Below are 17,856 nucleotides of genomic sequence, written 5' to 3'. Positions count from 1 at the left end.
TTAACAGCGACGCTGACGCACGGCTTCAAACAGGCAAACGCCGGTTGCCACCGAGACGTTGAGGCTGGATACCGCCCCCGCCATCGGGATGCTCACCAGCTCGTCGCAATGTTCTCGGGTCAGACGACGCATGCCTTTACCTTCAGCACCCATCACCAGCGCCATCGGGCCGGTCAGTTTGGCCTGATAGAGGTCGTGATCTGCCTCGCCAGCGGTGCCGACGATCCAGACACCGCGCTCCTGCAGCTCGCGCAGGGTACGGGCCAGGTTGGTGACCTGAATCAGCGGCACCACTTCGGCCGCGCCACAGGCGACCTTGCGCACAATCGGGGTGAGACCCGTGGCCTTGTCGCGCGGCACGATCACCGCATGAGCCCCGGCGGCATCGGCGCTGCGCAGGCAGGCGCCGAGGTTGTGCGGATCGGTCACGCCATCCAGCACCAGCAGGAAGGGCTGGCTCTGTTGTGCCGCCAACTCGTCCAGCAGGCTGGCCAGATCGTGCTCGGCCAGCTTCGGCGCCTCTTTCACCCGGGCCATGATGCCCTGGTGATTGTTGCCTTCCGCTTTGTCATCAAGGGTCTTGCGGTTCACGCTCTGCACGCGCAAGCCGAGGGACTCCAGCTCAGCCAGCAGGGGTTGCAGCCGGTCGTCATCCCGCCCCTTGAGGGCCCACACTTCGATAAAGCGCTCGGGAGTGCGCTCCAGCAGCGCGGATACAGCGTGAATGCCGTAGATCAGTTCAGTACTCATTTAGTGCTCTTGGCCTTATCGTGAGCTTTTTTGCCCGGTCGTCTGTTGCTGGGTTTGGCACGGCCACCCTTGGCGGGTTTACCGTGGTCCTTGCCCCCTTTCTCCTTGCGCTTTTCGTGGCGCTCGGCACTCTTGGCCTTCTCTTTCTTGATCTCGGCCATCTTGCGAACAGCCTGCTTGGCGTTCTTGCCGGTGATCTTGAGGGGCTCTTCCACCATCACGAAGTCGATCTTGCGATCGTCCAGATTGACGCCCATCACCTTGACCCGCACCTTGTCGCCCAGACGGTAGCGGCGGCGGAAGTTCTCGCCGATCAGCTGCTGGTGCAGCGGGTCGAACTGGTAGTAGTCGTTGGTGAGGGTGCTGACGTGCACCAGACCGTCGATGTGGATCTCGGCCAGACGCACGAAGAAGCCAAAGCCGGTAACGCTGGCGATGACGCCGTCGAACTCGTCACCCACGTGATCCAGCATGTACTCGCACTTGAGCCAGTCGGCCACATCGCGAGTGGCATCGTCGGCACGGCGCTCGGTCATGGAGCAGTGCTCGCCCATCGGATCCACTTCTTCCAGCTGGTAGTGGTAACCACCGCTCGGAGTCCACTTGTGGCGCAGGTTGGCCTGCTGCTCCTTGGCAGTCTGATACTTGATCGCGCGGTGCAGGATGAGGTCGGGGTAACGACGGATCGGCGAGGTGAAGTGGGCGTAGGACTTCAGAGCCAGACCGAAGTGACCGATGTTGTCGGCCTGATAGATGGCCTGGCGCATGGAGCGCAGCAGCATGGTGGAGAGCAGCTCCGCATCGGGGCGCCCTTCAAACTTGGCAGCCAGCTCGGCGAAATCCTTCGGCTCGGGCTCGAGACCGCCCTTGAGCTCCAGACCCAGTTCGGCCAGGAAGTCGCGGAAACCGGTCAGACGCTCTTCGCCCGGACGGTCGTGTACCCGGAACAGGGCGGCAGCTTCGTTCTTCTCGATGTAGCGAGCAGCAGCCACGTTCGCCTGGATCATGCACTCTTCGATGATCTTGTGGGCGTCGTTGCGCACCAGCGGCACGATGCGGTCGATCTTGCGCTGGGCATTGAAGATGAAGCGGGTCTCCTCGCTCTCGAACTCCACCGCGCCGCGCTGGTGACGGGCATGCTTGAGCGCCTTGTAGAGGTTGTTGAGCTCCTCGATATGGCCGACCAGCGGATCGTACTGCTGGCGCAGCTTGGGATCACCGTCGAGGATCGCCGCCACCTTGGTGTAGGTGAGACGGGCGTGGGAGTTCATTACCGCTTCGTAGAACTTGTAGCCGGACATGCGGCCAGAGGCGGAGATGGTCATCTCGCACACCATGCAGAGGCGGTCAACCTGCGGGTTCAGGGAACAGAGACCGTTGGAGAGCACCTCCGGCAGCATGGGCACCACGAACTCGGGGAAGTAGACCGAGTTGCCACGCTGATAAGCTTCGGTGTCGAGGGCTGTGCCCGGCTTCACGTAGGCGGAAACGTCGGCAATGGCAACCCACAGGCGCCAGCCGCCACCACGCTTAGCTTCACAGAAGACGGCGTCATCGAAGTCGCGGGCATCTTCGCCGTCGATGGTGACCAGCGGCAGGGCACGCAGGTCGATACGGCCCTCTTTGGCCTTCTCCGGCACCTGCTCGCCGAGACCGGCAACCTCTTTGGTCACCTCTTCCGGCCAGGTGTGCGGGATACCGTGGGTACGCAGGGCGATTTCGATCTCCATGCCCGGCGCCATGTTCTCGCCCAGCACTTCCAGTACGGTGCCGACGGCATTGATACGGGAGGTGGCGCGCTGGTTGATGCGCACAACCACGACCTGGCTCTGACGAGCCCCTTTGTTTTCCCCTTCCGGGATGATGATGTCCTGGCCGATACGGCTGTCATCCGGCACCACGAAACCAACGCCATTCTCGACGAAGTAACGGCCGACAATGTCTGCCTCACGGGACTTGAGCAGGCGCACCAGACGCGCTTCCTGACGACCCTTGCGGTCGATCTCGGTCGGCTGCACCAGCACGTAATCGCCATGCATCAGGCGTTGCATCTCTCGGTTGTTCAGATACAGATCCGGACCACCACCTTCCGGACGCAGAAAACCGAAGCCATCCTTGTGGCCGATTACATAACCTTTGACCAGATTCAGGCGATCCGGCAGGGCATAACATTGGTTGCGAGTGAATACCAGTTGTCCATCACGCTCCATGGCGCGCAGACGACGACGCAAGGCTTCCAACGGCTCTTCATCTTTCAGCTTGAGGACCTTGGCCAACTCTTCACGGGACATGGGCTTTTCATGGCCCTTGATGAGTTCCAGGATCAACTCGCGACTGGCGATGGGGTTATCGTATTTTTCGGCCTCGCGTTCGAGGAAAGGATCTTTTTGAGACATAAGCAGGCCTTAGGGTAGGTGGTAACGGTGCCATTATATCGGAGGGGGGGGCGAATGGCATCCATCGGCTGCCTTTTGGCCAATCTCTCTGTCATACTATCTTCAGTTCGCTGGCATGATGAGACACAGAACTCATGAGTAAGGACACATTTGCCCAATCTGCCGCCTATCTCAAACAGGCGGTCCCTTTGATGATCAAGTACCAGATCCCCACGACGCCGGACAATTACCACCTGTGGTACAACTATGTCTCGGCCAGCATGCCCGAGCTCAACCAAGCGATCGATCAGGCAGTCAAAATGCAGGGAACCTGCTCGCTCACCACCTGCGAGCGGCTCTATCACCAGTATCTGGCCGCTCAGGACGAAAAGCAGATGGAGGCGATGAAACTGAGCCTCGCCGCCATGGCCAACGAGCTAGGCCACTCCATGCAGGACGCCATCTCCGATACCGGCATGTTTCAGGAGATGCTCGACAAGAGTTTTGACAAGCTCAGCCGCATTGATGACGAGGGCTTCAGCCTGGAAGACACCATGGGGATCCTGCGGGAGCTGGTGCGCGAATCGAGGGATGTGCGCATGTCCACCATGCACTTTCGCAACCAGCTCAGCAATGCGGAGAAAGAGATCAAGGAGCTGCGGGCCGCGCTCAACGAGACGCGCAAGCTGGCCAACGAGGATGCCCTCACCAACCTGCTCAACCGCCGCGCCTTCGATCTGGAGCTGGAGGGGTTGATCCGCAGCCAGCACCCCTTCTCGCTGATCCTTGCTGATATCGATCGCTTCAAGAACTTCAACGACGAATATGGGCACCTGCTCGGCGATCAGGTGCTGCGCGCCTTCAGCAAACGGCTGCGCGATGCCTGCAAGGAGGGGGTCACCGCCTATCGGCTGGGTGGGGAGGAGTTCGCCATGCTGGTCCCCCATCGCTCGCTGGCGCTGGCCAGACAGATGGCGGAGAGCATGCGCCGCGCCATCGAGCGGATGTCGATTCTGGATCGCAAATCGGGCCGCCGCATCGACCACATCACAGCCTCGTTTGGCGTGGGCGAGTTCAACGGTCAGGAGAGCGCTGACAGCCTGGTCGAACGTACCGACAAGCTGCTCTACAAGGCCAAGGAGCTGGGGCGCAACCGGGTGATGCCACTCCCTTCCTGATTTAGTCCCCTGCCCGACCGCAATGCCAATGTAAAAAGCCAGTCAGATCAACTGACTGGCTTTTTGGTCTCTCTTGCTCCGACAGGGGCTGTTCATTCCAGCCCCATTGGAAACCTGCTCAGTGTGAAGGATTACTCCTGCACCTCGCTGACACCTTCGACTTTCACATCAACACGGCGATCCGGAGCTAGGCAGACGATCAGCTCACGCTTGGACTTGCTGACGCAGCTGTCGCCGGTAACCGGTGAGGATTTACCACGCCCTTCCACATTGATCTTGGCGGCCGGGATCCCTTTACCAACCAGATAGTTGGCGACGGTCTGGGCACGCTGCTCGGAGAGTTTCTGGTTGTAGGCATCGGAACCGATACGGTCGGTGTGACCAATTACGGTTGCCACGCCATCTTTGGGTCGAGCCTCTTCAATCTGGCTGTAGAGGCTATCCAGAGCCTGACTGGCCTCTGGCTTGAGGGTCGCCTTGTTGAAGTCAAACAGCACATCGGAGCTCAGGGTGAACTGCTTCTCGACCATCACAGGCTCGGGAGCCGGGGCTGGTGCCGGAGCGGGTGCCACGGGGGCAACCTGACCAAAGCGATAAACCGCTGCCAGCGAGAGCAGGCCGTTATCCATTCTCAGGCCGGTATCATCACGGCTGCCATACGGGGTGGTGTACTGGTACTCCAGGCGAGCAGCCCAGTCGAGGTTAAACGCATACTCGGCACCCAGAGCACCGACCATGACAAAGCGGCTGTCATCCTTGTAGAGATCGCTCTTGGTATCAGCCCAGCCATAACCGCCACCGACACGGCCATACAGATCCAGATTATCGGTAACCGGGAAACCCAGTTTCAGGGTCAGTTGGGCCAGCTGTGCTTTCACTTCATCACTGAAAGCGCCTGCCGCCGTAGTCGCATCGTATTTGTAATTGCCCAGGTAGTCGTAACCCAGCTCCAGCCCCAGATTTTTGTTGATCTGATAGCCGCCGAACACACCCGCACCCAGGGCATCGTTGGTCTCATTGCCAAGCGTCAGGGCATTGCTTTCATCAATGCCGTAGAAGTTGGACCAACCCAGTTTGGCACCGCCATACCAGGTGTTGTCCTGACCGGCCGCCTGGGCATTGGCCGCCAGCAAGCCGGTAACCAGCAAGGTAATCAATGATTTTTTCATATCTGAGCCTCTGCAACTTTGTGTAGGAGGAGGTTGATTGATATCAACTCGTCTTCTAGGCGCAATCGCCCAAAAGCGATCACTGCAGATAAACGTTAGCCTATTTTCAAGTCCCTGATATCAATTAACAAAAAACACTGTAACGCAAACTTGTTACAAAAACAGCAACAAGCGTCTGTTATTTGAGCGGACAATGTCGCAAAACGAGCGTTCTACCCAGACTGACGGGTGAGAAAAGGGCCAGCCTCCGCCAGCCCTTGCATGTATCAGCGATGGATAAACTCGTAGTGCTGATCGATAAAATCAGCGACTCGCTGGCTCAATACCTTGTGCACCGTCTTGGTCGGATGCACCTGATCCCAGAACATATGCTCATCGCAGTTGAGAGTCGCTGCTCGCCCTTTTGCCTGCCCGCTCACCACCGCCTGCGCCAGGATCGGGTTACCGGCAATAGCCACTCTTTCGGAGACACTTAAAGCCGGGGTCGCAGCCACCTCGGCGGCGCTGCCGGAGAACGGCTTCCAGGTATAGCCGCCACCGTAGCAGGCGTGTTCTGTGTCACTCAGCCCGAACTGCTGAGGATCGCGCATCATCTCGTCCAACTGCTTGTCCACTTCGAACAGCTTCACGATGCCAAGGGGAGCCAGCTCGCGAGTGAGGTTCTGCAACTTCTGGTTGTGGTAGCTGGCCACATGGCGCACCTTCTCCACCACCTTCATGCTGCGGGCTGACGGGGTCTGCCCCAGATCAGGAATGTTGAACAGCAGGATCTGCTGCGCGCCGTTGAGCACCAACCGGTTGGATGCCAGCCGGATGGTATCGATCACCCGATCCGCATCCCGCTCGGTGTTCCAGCCATAGGCCAGATAGTCGTTGGCACCGACCCAGATCACCACCAGATCATCGGGGCGGAACTTGTCCTTTTTCAGGAACTGATCGATCTCGTAATCGAGATTATTGATCACCTGATATTTGGGATCCCAGGACCAGAAACCGAGCCAGCCGTTCAGAGCCCCCAGATGGTTATAGGCCACCGCCGTTGCACCGCCTTCCGCCTCGTTGGCCACGACCAGACCGGGGAAACGCTCGTCACCCAACTGCTCCAGCCACACCGGGCCGTTGCTGAAGCGCCCGTTGAAGTAGGGTGGGCTGGAGGGGAGATACCCCCGCATCTTTTTGTACATCTTGCCGGTGTCGGAGAGGCTGTCACCAAACATCACAACCCGGGAAAAAGGTTGGCGTCCCTCTGCCGCTTGCGCGGTCAATGCCATTAACCCCAATAAACAAACAAGCCATTTTTTCATATTGTTATGCTCTTCGATTAAGCAGGTGAGACCTGCGGACTTCTCCTCGAGTGGCGACAGGCATGGGAAGAGTCTGCTGCCACTGACTTCTGGTGAAGGCGACAGATTACAGTTCCAGATGAAATCACACATGTTCCGCCACCGATGAAATCGCTTGCGCTCACAAAACAGACAATCACACCAGCCTATTTCTTTCACGCTTGTTTCACGCCCCCCCCGGCACAATGCCCTCATACCAACGACAGGAGTATGAAATGAACAAGGCAAGCGCAAGCGTAATCGGACTGTTGACCCTGATGTCTGTCTCCTCTTTTGCCATGGCGGCCTATACCGGCCCGCAGGAGCAGAACAAGGTTTCCGTTGCTCAACTGAAAGATCTGGCCGATGACAGCTGGGCCACCCTGGAAGGGAAACTGGTCAAGCACCTGGGCGGCGAGAATTATCTGTTCCGTGATGCCAGCGGTGAGGTGGAGGTCGAAGTGGATCAGGATGTGTGGCGCGGCACCGAAGTGGGCCCGGATGATCAGATCCGTATCCGTGGTGAAGTGGACCACAGCTGGAACAAAACCGAAGTGGAAGTGAAAACCCTGGAGAAAGTGGGCGCGGCCCCGCAGACCAAGGGCGGCTTTATCGCCAAATAAGGCCACTTCAACGACGAACTGGCCAGACGTTAAAAGGGCGCTTGATATCAAGCGCCCTTTTGCATGGTTAACCCAGCGTCACAGCTTAACCGGCCCGACTAGCAAAGGCTCTCTTGAATCCCCTCTCGGCCTGATTGACCTTGTAGAGATAGCGGCGCGCCTCTGCCTTCGGATGCTGCTCGGTCAGTACCTGATAGACCGCCTCGGGGGAGAGCCGGTTGATCCGGCCCGGCGCCGCCTTGCGATCGCTGGAGAAGGTGTTGAGCACTCCGCCAGCACCGCCGTTATAGGCGGAGATCACCGCATAGCGGCGGGACTGGGGATCCTGGATATCTGCCAGATAGACGGTCTGCAACAGGTGCAGATAGGCGGTACCGACATCGATGTTGTAGGCCGGGTTGAACAGCTCCTCCCGGGTTGGCTGGCCGTTCTTGCCCTTGACCCGCACATAGACATCACGACCCGCGGTGGCCGGGATCACCTGCATCAGGCCATAAGCATTGGCATGGCTCACCGCATAGGGGTTGAAGCTGCTCTCGGTCTTGATCACCGCATAAATCAGGCTTTCAGAGACCCCGTATTTGCGGGAGGCTTCACGGATCAGGCTGGCATACTTGTAGCCCCGCCTGTCTTCGTGGTTGGCCACCATTGGAATATCGACGAAGAAGATGGTGCGAATCCCCAAGGTACGCTTCTTCATCGCCGTGTTGAGCAGATAGTCGGCGTAGCGCTCGGCACGCCAGGATGAACGAATAGGCTGGCGCTGATTGTCCAGCACCTGACCGTAGAGGAAAGGCTCGCCACCGGGCATGATTTCCCGATCGGAGTAAAGATCCACTTCGGCTGGATCGTCCGGCGTCAGCAGGGTCTCGATAATGGCGCGGCGCAGGTGAGCGCGCGGGTCGATGCCGGAGACAGTCTCGACCATGATATGGCCGCTGGAGAAGTCGATATGGGCCCGGCTCTTGTACTGATCCGTGTATTTGACGTAGTCAAACTTGCCCGCAAACAGCGCCTCTCGCCCCCATATTTCGTTCACGTTATGGGAAAGCGCACTGATCATGTGTTCAAAGCCGCGGATGTCCTTGCCGTTGACGAGATCGTCATCCTCATTCCCGCTGGGCTTGGGGGAGGATGAGCAGGCAGAGAGAAACAGCAGGGTGCAGAGCAGCCAGAAAATTCGGCCCATAGGATCCTCAAACCGGGCGGCACTGCCGCCCATCATTCATATGCCGCGAGTAAACAAGGGGAGGCTAGCCACCTTTGGCCCACTCCCCGCTCACAGGTACTACAGTTCAATCGTTTACTGGCTGGGAGGGGTGTAACCTTCGATCTGCACTTCACCTGCATCAAACAGGTAGCTGACCATCTCTTTTTCCAGCAGTTGGCGATGCTCAAGATTCATCATGTTGAGCTTTTTCTCGTTGATCAGCATCACCTGCTTCTTCTGCCACTCGGCCCAGGCTTCCTTGCTGATGTTGTCAAAAATCCGCTTGCCGAGCTCACCGGGATAGAGTTGGAAATCCAGACCCGGGCCCTCTTTTTTCAGGCGTTGGCAAAATACAGTACGGCTCATGTTGACCTCTATGGTTGTAACTCTGGATAGGCGAGCAGACGAGCCGTGGCGGCCGCCAGCCCCACCTCGGCAGGATGGCGTAAGTTATACCAGAGTCGGTTATCTGCTTCCATGAGCCGCAGCGGCTGCGCCTCATCAATGTCAATCAGCAACGGCTGAATATCGAGATGGAAGTGGCTGAAGGTATGGCGAAAACCGGCCAGTTCCCGATAACCGTGATGACTCAGGCCAAGGGACGCCAGCAGACCCTCCACCTCCGCCAGCGAGGCCACCTGCGGGAAGCAGTAGAGCCCGCCCCAGATCCCCTGTGGCGGCCGCTTCTCCAGCAGCAACTCATCGCCGTGACGGATCAGCAGCATGATGCCATCGCGGGCCGGAATGCTCTTCTTGGGCTTGCTGTTGGGATAAGCGGTAGGCTTGCCTTGCGACAGCCCCTGGCAATCGGCCCGCACCGGACAGCGATCACAGGCTGGCTTGCTGCGGGTGCAGATAGTGGCCCCGATATCCATCATTGCCTGATTGTATTGCGCCACCCCCAGTTTGGGAGTCAGCCGGATGGCGATCTCCCACAGCTCGTTCTCCACCTGTTTTTGGCCGGGCCAGCCCGGCAGCGCCAGCCAGCGGGTGAGCACCCGCTTCACGTTGCCATCAAGGATGGCGTGGGGCTGACCCAGAGAGAGCGACAGCACGGCCCCGGCGGTAGAACGACCAATCCCCGGCAGCGCCATCACCTCGTCAAAGCGCTCGGGAAAGAGGCCGTGGTGATGGTCGCGGATCTGCTGGGCCGCCTTGTGCAGGTTGCGGGCCCGGGCATAGTAGCCAAGCCCGGTCCAGTGGTGCAGCACCTCGTCGACGGGGGCATCGGCCAGCGCCGCCACATCGGGGAAGCGCGCCATAAAACGCTGGTAATAGGGGATGACTGTAGCGACCTGAGTCTGCTGCAGCATGATCTCCGAGACCCAGACTCGGTAAGGGGTCTTCTCCTGCTGCCAGGGCAGGGTTTTGCGGCCATGAAGCTCGTACCACTCCAGAACCCGGCTTGCGAAGGTTGATTGATTCACGTTGTTCTCATGTCGTTGATATAAGGGGAACTCTGCGGTTCCTTCGGCTCATCTGGCCTGCGCGGGCATAAAGTCATCCCGCAGCACAGCGCCAGCTGTCTGGTGCGGCAGCGTAAGGCCTCGTCACGGCCAAGTCAAAGCCGCGCTGACTGGCGCTGCGGGCAGGTGGTGGTCAGGCAGCAAAGCGGTAACAAAGACGATATACTCGGCCCCACGATTGATGACGGGAGAGACGGTTTGCAGACTTATCTGGTTGGGGGCGCAGTGCGGGATCGCCTGCTGGGATTGCCGCAGGGCGACAGGGATCATCTGGTGGTCGGTGCCACCGTGGAACAGATGCTGGCGCTGGGTTTTACCCAGGTCGGTCGCGACTTTCCGGTATTTCTTCACCCCAAAACCCAGCAGGAGTATGCGCTCGCCCGTACCGAACGCAAACAGGGTCAGGGCTACACCGGTTTTGTCTGCCACGCCGCCCCCGATGTGACGCTGGAACAGGATCTGCTGCGCCGTGATCTCACCATCAACGCCATCGCCGAAGATGATCAGGGCCAGCTCCACGATCCCTACGGTGGCATCGAGGATTTGGAAAAACGGCTACTGCGCCACGTTTCCCCTGCCTTTGCCGAAGATCCGCTGCGCATCTTGCGGGTCGCCCGCTTCGCCGCCCGCTTCCACTCTCAGGGCTTTACCATAGCGCCGGAGACCCTCGCCCTGATGAGCGAGATGACGGCCGCTGGTGAGCTGGCCCACCTCACGCCGGAGCGAGTCTGGAAGGAGCTGGAAAAAGTGCTGCTGGGGCCAACCCCGCAGATCTTTATCGAGGTGCTGCGCCAGTGCGGCGCCCTGAAGGCGCTGTTCCCAGAGATTGATGCGCTGTTCGGCGTCCCCGCCCCGGCCAAGTGGCACCCGGAGATCGACACCGGCATCCACACCCTGATGGTGCTGGAGCAGGCGTGCCGGATCTCCCCGGAATTGACCGTCCGCTTTGCCGCCCTCTGCCACGACCTTGGCAAGGGAGTAACCCCCAAGGAGTTCTGGCCAAGCCATCACGGTCATGGCCAGAAGGGGCTGCCGCTTATTAGCGCCCTGTGCGAACGGTTCCGGGTACCCAACGAGTGCCGGGATCTGGCGCTGCTGGTGAGCGATCTGCATACCCACATCCACATCGCCTTTGAGCTCAAGCCCGCTACCCTGCTCAAGGTGTTCGACAAGGCGGATGCCTGGCGCCGCCCCGAGCGCTTTGCCCAACTGCTGGATGCCTGCCGCGCCGACTTCCACGGCCGCACAGGTTTCGAGGAGCGGGTCTACGCCGAGCCGGACTATGTGGCCGAAGCGCTGGCTGCCGCCCAGGCGGTGCCGGTGAAAGAGATAGTGGCGGCCGGTTTCAAAGGGGAAGAGATCAAGGAGCAGCTCGCCAAAAAGCGGACTGATGCCATCAGCCGGGTCAAGGATGAGTGGACCTTTATCGAGGAGTAACCTCGGCCCCATAACAGACGGCCGCCCTGATGATGAGCTCCGCAAGGAGAGCATCGCCAGGGCGGCCGTTTTCCATCCAGATTGATATGTGAGGGGCGCTAACCCCTGCTGGTGCCGTTATGCCGGACCAATTCGCTCCATCAGGCTCATATGGGATGAGCCATCGTGGCGCTTGAGGTTCTGACGATACTCAAACTGGCGCTGGCTCTCTTGCTTGAGCCCCAGCATCAGCGAATAGCACATCGCCAACATGATCACCGAGAACGGCAGCGCCGCTATGATGCTGGCCGCCTGCAAGGCTGCCAGGCCGCCAGAGACCAGCAGGATGGCGGCAACCAGCCCCTGCCCCAGACCCCATACGGCGCGGTGCAGTACCGGCGGCTCCTGATCACCGATGGAGAGCAGGGTGGTGATGACCAGCGTGCCCGAGTCACTGGAGGTGATGAAGTAGGTGCAGATAAGCAGGGTCAGCACGGCCTTGGCGATCCAGCCGAAGGTCTCCCAGTGCAGCAGCTCGACCGTCTTGTAGAGCGCCAGCGTCACATCCTGATTGACCGCCGCGACCACACCGCCGCCGCCAAACAGTTCCAGATTCATCGCCGTACCGCCAAACACGGTGAGCCAGAACATGCCGAGCAGCGAAGGCACCAGCAGCACGCCGAGCACGAATTCACGGATGGTACGCCCCTTGGAGATGCGGGCGATAAACATGCCGACAAACGGCGCCCAGGCGATCCACCAGCCCCAGTAAAACGCCGTCCAGCTCGACTGCCAGGCCGAGGTGCCATTGGCTTCGGTGTTGGTCCAGAAGCTCAGTTTGACGATGTTCTGCAGGTAATCACCGATGTTCTGCACATAGGCGTTGAGGATATAGGTGGTCGGCCCCAACACCAGAAAGAGCGCGAGCACGAAGACGCTCAACCAGATATTGAGCTCGGAGAGGATCTTCACCCCGCGCCCGACCCCGGAGACCGCCGAGAGGGTGGCGATCAGGCTGATGCCACCGATAAGCCAGAGCTGGTTGGACTGCGACACCGCCATACCAAACATCTGGTTGAGGCCGGTATTCATCTGGGAGACCCCCAGTCCAAGGGAGGTCGCCACCCCGAACACGGTACCGAATACCGCCAGCACGTCGGCGGCGTGGCCCCAGAAGCCGTAGATGCGATCGCCGAGCAGCGGATAGAGCACGGAACGAATGGCCAGTGGCAGCTTGCGCCGGTAGCTGAAGAAGGCGAGCGACAAGCCGACGATCACATAGATTGCCCATGGATGGAGGCCCCAGTGGAAAAAGGTGAGGCGCATGGCGATCTGGGCCGCCTCCGGGGTCATCCCTTCGGTAATGAAAGGGTTGCCCTGCAGATGGTTCATCGGCTCGGCGATGCTCCAGAACACCAGCCCGATCCCCATGCCCGCGCTAAAGAGCATGGAGAACCAGGCGAAGTAGCCGAACTCCGGTACCTGGTCGTCGTCGCCCAGCCGGATGTTGCCGAAGCGACTGAACATCAGATAGACGGCGAAGAACAGGAACAGGGCGACCACCAGAATGTAGTACCACTTGAACCCGGCAATAATCTGATCCTTGGCCCCGACAAACCAGCTGGCGGCCGTCTCGGGGACAAAGACCCCGAACAGCAGAAACAGGGTGATGACGGTCAACGCCGTCATGGCCATGGTGGGGTTGAGGCCTTTAAATAGCCCTTTGCTTGCTCTCATCCAGCCTCCTTAGTCGTTGTTGAAAAACTCTTCGCCCACGTGATCACCGGCACCACCGATGGCGCGATAGACCAGCTTGCCAGCCGCCTGTTCGCGGTGATCTACCAGCGAAACCGAGGGCTGGCCGTTCACGGCGTGACGCTTGCCGAGAAAGATGGCCATGGGGACGCCCAGATTGGAGATACCGCTGGTGATCCAGAGGCGGTTGAAGTCGTAAGAGCCACCGATGAATTCCAGCTGGGCCAGGCCGGTATCGAGGCCGGTCAGATAGAAGTTCATGGCACTTTCGTCAGGAAAGAGGTGCACCAGCACATAGGCGTAGCGCAATTCGTTCACCAACTCCTTTAGGTTGAAAGTACCTGTCTCACTGCAAGAGAGGGGTAACTCACCATCATAGTGGTGTACTTTAAGGTTGTTGGGGTCTTCATCATAGGCAGGCTGATAGCGCACAAAAGCCGAGGTATCCGGCAGTTCATAGCGCACTCTGACCACACGTAACTCGGCCACCAGAGACTTGATATCCAGCTCGTCATTCATCATTTCGCTCCTCAAATGTCAGGGTGAATTCCGTGAAATGCCCGTCAACCTAACACAAAATTAGTTAGAGCAGAAATTATTACATCAAAAACCATATTGACCTTGTGACGAATTAGGCGGAAAATTTTGCTCCTCTCCATAGCCTTCCAATGACGCACACCCAATGGAAAAACATGATGAAGTGCTGGTCGCCCTGCGCCAGATTATTCGTGCCATCGACATGCACTCCAGGCGCTTGATCAAAGAAGCCGGGCTCACTTCCCCGCAACTATTGCTGCTAAAAGGGATCGACGAGCTGGGACAGATCTCCATGCGTCAGCTGGCCGATCACACCAACATGAGCCAGGCCACCGCCACTACCATCATGGACCGATTGGAGAGCCGTCAACTGGTGCAGCGCGTTCGCAGCAATACCGACAAGCGCAAGGTTCACGCGACACTGACTGACGCAGGCCGCGCCCTGCTGGCCCAGGCCCCGACCCCGCTGCAAGAGCGCTTCATCCAGCGTTTTCAGGCGCTGGAAGCGTGGGAACAGACCCTGCTGCTCTCCTCCCTGCAACGCATCTCCACCATGATGAATGCAGACGAAATCGACGCTGCCCCGGTGCTGAGCGTCAGACCCCTGACCGAAGAGCAAGCTTAAACAGCCACAGAATGACAGACATAAAAAAAGCTCCCGACCGGGAGCTTTTGTCTATCAGGCACCGGAGATAATTACTCTTCCAGGCTGATACCGATATTGGAGACGCCATCCTGAGAGGCGAATGCTCTGATGGCCAGGATACGATCGCTGTCGCGCTCATGGGCAACCCGCTTGAGCAACTCGACCTGAAACTCCAGCTCGGCCTCCATGTACTCGTGCTCGTAGAGCTCCTCTTCTGTCAGATCCCGCTCCTCCAGCAGCTCGATAAAACCGGCCACAGTGCCAACGGAGGCATGGCTGGCATCGTTGGCCTCTTCGCCAACCCGGCAGATCACCGAGTTGTAGGCGCAGCCCAGTGCCACACAGGCATCCAGCGCCGGATAGGCGCCGTAGGATTCAAACTTGCGGGGATCCGGGATATGGGCTTCTAACTCTTCGAGAATGGCTCCCAGATTGACACGTGAGCCCTTGACGGTCAGATAGTTCCACATCTGATCCAGCGCGTGCCGGAAGGCATCTGCATTGCCAAAACCGGAAGCCTGGCTGAACAGGGCATAGTTGGGGTACATGCGCTCTGCCAGCGCCAGGGTGTAGACGGTCTGTTGCCAAGGCTGTAGCTCGGCCAGTCGCTTATAAAACTTGTCACCAAACACTGGAGTCGGATCCTTTGCAAAATGTGGGGCAGATTGTAGCCCACGAGGGGCGTGGCGAAAACGAAAAAGCGCCCTGGTCGGCTATGTTGCGCTGGCAACTCGGGTAAGATGGGACGAGAGCGGCATCTTGTCGCGCCGCAAATTCTGATAAGGAACAAGAGTATGAGCCAACGTACCCTTCTTTTGCTCAGCCAGGATAATGCTCACTACGAACGTCTGCTCAAGGCGGCCAACCTCCCTCATCTGCGCATTCTGCGGGCCGACAACCCGAGCGATGCCGAACAACTTATCGGCGAGGCCCATATTCTGCTGGCAGAGCCAGCCCGCGCCAAGCCACTGCTGCCCAAAGCCAACAAGCTGAGCTGGTTCCAGTCCACCTATGCCGGGGTCGACGTGCTGCTCGATCCGGACAGTCGTCGCAACTATCAGCTCACCAACGTGCGCGGCATCTTCGGCCCGCTGATGAGCGAGTATGTCTTTGGTCATCTGCTCAGTCTGACACGCCAACTTCCTCTCTATCGGGAACAACAAAGACAACGACTCTGGCAGAGTCACCCCTATCAGGGGCTCAAAGGGAAAACCATGCTGATCCTGGGTACCGGCAGCATTGGCCAGCATATCGCCCACACCGGCAAACATTTTGGTATGAAGGTGCTGGGCATCAGCCGCAGTGGTCGGGAGCGTGCCGGGTTTGACCAGGTTTATCAGCTGCCTGCGCTCAACAAGATGCTGGCGCAGGCCGATGTCATCGTCAGCGTGCTGCCTGCCACCCGCGATACCCGTCATCTCTTCAATGCCGCCCGCTTCGAACACTGCAAACCGGGCGCCATCCTGTTCAACGTCGGTCGTGGCAGCGCCGTACACTCGGGCGATCTGCTCACCGCACTGCGTACCGGCAAGCTGGCAATGGCGGTGCTGGATGTATTCGAGCAGGAGCCGCTGCCCGCCGACAGCCCACTGTGGGGACAACCCAACCTCATCGTCACCCCCCACAACAGCGCCTACAGCTTTCCAGAGGATGTGGCCCAGATATTTGTACGCAACTACATTCGCTTTATCGATGGCCAGCCACTGGATGGCAAGATTGACTTCGACAAGGGTTACTGACCAACACTGCGCATGCAAAAAAGCCCCGCCAGTCTGGCGGGGCTTTTTCATTTCAGCTAGTGGCTACAGCGATTAACCGGCGGCCAGCTCCTTGCGGTAGCTCTTCACCTTGGCCAGGAACTGGCGACGCTCCTTGCCACTGAGCGGTTCAGCCATCGGCAGCTTGGCGGTCATGGCATTAACCGGACGGTTGTTGATCCGCAGCTCGTAATGCAAGTGAGCACCAGTCGAGCGACCGGTATTGCCGGAGAGGCCGATCTTGTCGCCCATCTTCACCCGCTGACCGGTTTTGACCAGCAACTTGCTCAGGTGCAGATAACGGGTAGAGAGGGTTCGACCGTGCTTGATGACGATATAGGTACCCGCCAGCGGGTGGCTGGTCGCCTTCTGGACCACACCGTCACCCGTGGCCAGTACCGGGGTACCCACCGGAACGGCAAAGTCGGTCCCCTCGTGGGGACGGATAGCACCAGTCACAGGATGCTTGCGCGCGGGGTTGAAGTTTGAGCTGATCCGGTAACGACTGTGGGTCGGATAACGGCGGAAACCACGCTCCAGGCTGTTGCCCTGACCATCGTAATAGTTGCCATCATCGGAGAGCCAGGCCGACACCGTCTTGCCCTGACTGATCATTTCCACACCCAGCAGCTGGCTGTTACCGGTGCTCTTGCCCTCGACTGTCTCCTGGCGTACCAACACCTTGAATTTATCGCCCTTTTTCAGATCCTGGGCAAAGTTCATCCGCCACTGGAACAGGTTGGCAATCTTCTGGATATGATTGGCCGGAATCCCCGCATTGCGGGCACTGACATAGAAGCTGCCGTTGATCACGCCGTTGTAACGCTGAGGTTGCCACTCGACCTTCTCATTGATCATGGAGGCGGTATAGGCATCATCGCTGCGTGCCATCACCAGAGTCTGCTTGATGTTCAGGCGGATTTTGAGTTGCTGCAGGATGTTGTCCTGATCGATCAGCAGCTCGATATTCTGGCCCGGCTTGAGGCGCGCCAGATAGTTCTTGTTGTCCGCGTCCAGCACCTTGTAGAGGGTGGTGGTGGAGAGACCGAGATTGTTAAAAATGGCGGTCAGGTTTTCGCCGTTGCGGACCCGGTAATCCTGCCACTGGGGGGTGGTGTCGACCGGGATGTCGTCATCCGGCGCACTCTGATCAACCAGTTCGTGATCGGGGATTTCGTTAAAGTCGGTGTTGTTTTCGTTGGTTGCCGTACCGGCGGTATCAATGGGCAACTCAAGACGCAGCGGCCGCTCGAGGATGTCACCCGGAGCTGGCAATAATGCCACTGCTGACAGGGTCATGGCCGTCAGCATCAGCATGGCGTAAAAGTGTTTGCGGGGAACCGGTGGTTCCCAATTGGCAGCCTGTACTACCAAGGGACGGAGACGTTTCATCCGCTATCCTGTATTTAGATCTAAAGAGTGTGAGTTGCGATGTCAGTTGTGACAAAACCGTATAAAACTGTTTGTTGGACACAAATAGTTACAAATAGTTCATCACAATCTGCATGAACCTCACATTTTATGCATAACACGCCCTGATGGGCAGAAATGATCGCCTTTTTTAACTATTTTTTCCTATTTTTAAGAGCCGGGTCGGACTCGATTCGGCATTAAAAATTCAAATGTTGCGATAATTTTTCCATGGAGTGGAT

16 protein-coding genes are annotated in these 17,856 nt (G+C 58.6%); 5 read left to right on the top strand and 11 right to left on the bottom strand.

From position 1 onward, the window contains the following. Positions 1–750: a 23S rRNA (guanosine(2251)-2'-O)-methyltransferase RlmB gene (gene rlmB / locus G5195_RS10550; RefSeq protein ID WP_421209354.1), complete on the bottom strand. Its 750-nt coding sequence runs from the start codon at positions 748–750 to the stop codon at positions 1–3. Further along, positions 747–3,146: a ribonuclease R gene (gene rnr, locus G5195_RS10545; RefSeq protein WP_421236117.1), complete on the bottom strand. Its 2,400-nt coding sequence runs from the start codon at positions 3,144–3,146 to the stop codon at positions 747–749. Before rnr ends, rlmB begins: the two co-directional genes overlap by 4 nt. Positions 3,147–3,280: 134 nt before the next feature. Here rnr and G5195_RS10540 point away from each other — a divergent pair, with 134 nt between their 5' ends. Further along, a complete protein-coding gene (locus G5195_RS10540) occupies positions 3,281–4,303 on the top strand; it encodes a GGDEF domain-containing protein (RefSeq protein WP_069526898.1) in 1,023 nt (340 codons plus the stop codon). A 131-nt stretch (positions 4,304–4,434) separates the two neighbouring features. Here G5195_RS10540 and ompA read toward each other — a convergent pair whose 3' ends face one another. Together ompA and G5195_RS10530 are read right to left on the bottom strand one after the other, a co-directional pair. Continuing rightward, positions 4,435–5,472: a porin OmpA gene (gene ompA / locus G5195_RS10535; RefSeq protein WP_227341426.1), complete on the bottom strand. Its 1,038-nt coding sequence runs from the start codon at positions 5,470–5,472 to the stop codon at positions 4,435–4,437. Positions 5,473–5,738: 266 nt separating this feature from the next. Beyond that, positions 5,739–6,776, bottom strand: a complete 1,038-nt coding sequence (locus G5195_RS10530) for an SGNH/GDSL hydrolase family protein (RefSeq protein ID WP_421236116.1) — start codon at positions 6,774–6,776, stop codon at positions 5,739–5,741. Between the two features lie 254 nt (positions 6,777–7,030). Here G5195_RS10530 and G5195_RS10525 point away from each other — a divergent pair, with 254 nt between their 5' ends. Next, positions 7,031–7,417 (top strand): YgiW/YdeI family stress tolerance OB fold protein, encoded by a 387-nt coding sequence (locus G5195_RS10525; protein ID WP_005335826.1) that lies wholly within the window; start codon positions 7,031–7,033, stop codon positions 7,415–7,417. Between the two features lie 85 nt (positions 7,418–7,502). On the opposite strand, the gene mltC is transcribed toward G5195_RS10525, so the two are convergent. The 3 genes from mltC to mutY all read right to left on the bottom strand — a co-directional run bounded on the left by mltC (position 7,503) and on the right by mutY (position 10,054). Further along, positions 7,503–8,606, bottom strand: coding sequence for a membrane-bound lytic murein transglycosylase MltC (gene mltC / locus G5195_RS10520; protein ID WP_421236115.1), 1,104 nt, complete (start codon positions 8,604–8,606; stop codon positions 7,503–7,505). Between the two features lie 114 nt (positions 8,607–8,720). After that, positions 8,721–8,993 (bottom strand): oxidative damage protection protein, encoded by a 273-nt coding sequence (locus G5195_RS10515; protein ID WP_005343152.1) that lies wholly within the window; start codon positions 8,991–8,993, stop codon positions 8,721–8,723. Between the two features lie 8 nt (positions 8,994–9,001). Continuing rightward, complete coding sequence (mutY, locus tag G5195_RS10510) at positions 9,002–10,054, bottom strand: A/G-specific adenine glycosylase (protein ID WP_421236114.1); 1,053 nt, start codon at positions 10,052–10,054, stop codon at positions 9,002–9,004. Between the two features lie 237 nt (positions 10,055–10,291). Between mutY and G5195_RS10505 the strand changes: the two genes are divergently transcribed. Then, a complete protein-coding gene (locus G5195_RS10505; RefSeq protein ID WP_421236113.1) occupies positions 10,292–11,530 on the top strand; it encodes a multifunctional CCA addition/repair protein in 1,239 nt (412 codons plus the stop codon). Positions 11,531–11,647: 117 nt separating this feature from the next. Here the strand turns inward: G5195_RS10505 and G5195_RS10500 are convergent, their stop codons facing one another. Next, entirely contained in the window at positions 11,648–13,246 is a 1,599-nt protein-coding gene (locus tag G5195_RS10500; protein WP_421236112.1) for a BCCT family transporter, read from the bottom strand. A 9-nt stretch (positions 13,247–13,255) separates the two neighbouring features. Beyond that, entirely contained in the window at positions 13,256–13,783 is a 528-nt protein-coding gene (locus G5195_RS10495) for a hypothetical protein (RefSeq protein ID WP_139747150.1), read from the bottom strand. 163 nt (positions 13,784–13,946) lie between these two features. Between G5195_RS10495 and G5195_RS10490 the strand changes: the two genes are divergently transcribed. Next, complete coding sequence (locus G5195_RS10490; protein ID WP_216952087.1) at positions 13,947–14,426, top strand: MarR family winged helix-turn-helix transcriptional regulator; 480 nt, start codon at positions 13,947–13,949, stop codon at positions 14,424–14,426. A 71-nt stretch (positions 14,427–14,497) separates the two neighbouring features. On the opposite strand, the gene G5195_RS10485 is transcribed toward G5195_RS10490, so the two are convergent. Continuing rightward, positions 14,498–15,079 (bottom strand): YjaG family protein, encoded by a 582-nt coding sequence (locus tag G5195_RS10485; RefSeq protein WP_216952088.1) that lies wholly within the window; start codon positions 15,077–15,079, stop codon positions 14,498–14,500. 162 nt (positions 15,080–15,241) lie between these two features. On the opposite strand from G5195_RS10485, the gene G5195_RS10480 reads away from it, so the two are divergent. After that, positions 15,242–16,186, top strand: a complete 945-nt coding sequence (locus tag G5195_RS10480; RefSeq protein ID WP_266135387.1) for a D-2-hydroxyacid dehydrogenase — start codon at positions 15,242–15,244, stop codon at positions 16,184–16,186. 72 nt (positions 16,187–16,258) lie between these two features. Here the strand turns inward: G5195_RS10480 and mepM are convergent, their stop codons facing one another. Beyond that, on the bottom strand, positions 16,259–17,596 hold the full coding sequence (gene mepM, locus G5195_RS10475) for a murein DD-endopeptidase MepM (protein WP_421206173.1): 1,338 nt from the start codon (positions 17,594–17,596) through the stop codon (positions 16,259–16,261). Positions 17,597–17,856 lie beyond the last annotated feature (260 nt).

The organism is Aeromonas sp. 601039 (assembly GCF_049174415.1).
GTDB classification, from domain to species: Bacteria; Pseudomonadota; Gammaproteobacteria; order Enterobacterales; family Aeromonadaceae; genus Aeromonas; species Aeromonas veronii_A.
This window is presented reverse-complemented; position numbering and strand designations above follow the sequence as displayed.

What these genes read in the sequence shown, in the direction of transcription:
- rlmB (WP_421209354.1), bottom strand. Translation starts at nt 750, where the DNA reads ATGAGTACTGAACTGATCTACGGCATTCACGCTGTATCCGCGCTGCTG.
- rnr (WP_421236117.1), bottom strand. Translation starts at nt 3,146, where the DNA reads ATGTCTCAAAAAGATCCTTTCCTCGAACGCGAGGCCGAAAAATACGAT.
- G5195_RS10540 (WP_069526898.1), top strand. Translation starts at nt 3,281, where the DNA reads ATGAGTAAGGACACATTTGCCCAATCTGCCGCCTATCTCAAACAGGCG.
- ompA (WP_227341426.1), bottom strand. Translation starts at nt 5,472, where the DNA reads ATGAAAAAATCATTGATTACCTTGCTGGTTACCGGCTTGCTGGCGGCC.
- G5195_RS10530 (WP_421236116.1), bottom strand. Translation starts at nt 6,776, where the DNA reads ATGAAAAAATGGCTTGTTTGTTTATTGGGGTTAATGGCATTGACCGCG.
- G5195_RS10525 (WP_005335826.1), top strand. Translation starts at nt 7,031, where the DNA reads ATGAACAAGGCAAGCGCAAGCGTAATCGGACTGTTGACCCTGATGTCT.
- mltC (WP_421236115.1), bottom strand. Translation starts at nt 8,606, where the DNA reads ATGGGCCGAATTTTCTGGCTGCTCTGCACCCTGCTGTTTCTCTCTGCC.
- G5195_RS10515 (WP_005343152.1), bottom strand. Translation starts at nt 8,993, where the DNA reads ATGAGCCGTACTGTATTTTGCCAACGCCTGAAAAAAGAGGGCCCGGGT.
- G5195_RS10500 (WP_421236112.1), bottom strand. Translation starts at nt 13,246, where the DNA reads ATGAGAGCAAGCAAAGGGCTATTTAAAGGCCTCAACCCCACCATGGCC.
- G5195_RS10495 (WP_139747150.1), bottom strand. Translation starts at nt 13,783, where the DNA reads ATGAATGACGAGCTGGATATCAAGTCTCTGGTGGCCGAGTTACGTGTG.
- G5195_RS10490 (WP_216952087.1), top strand. Translation starts at nt 13,947, where the DNA reads ATGGAAAAACATGATGAAGTGCTGGTCGCCCTGCGCCAGATTATTCGT.
- G5195_RS10480 (WP_266135387.1), top strand. Translation starts at nt 15,242, where the DNA reads ATGAGCCAACGTACCCTTCTTTTGCTCAGCCAGGATAATGCTCACTAC.
- mepM (WP_421206173.1), bottom strand. Translation starts at nt 17,596, where the DNA reads ATGAAACGTCTCCGTCCCTTGGTAGTACAGGCTGCCAATTGGGAACCA.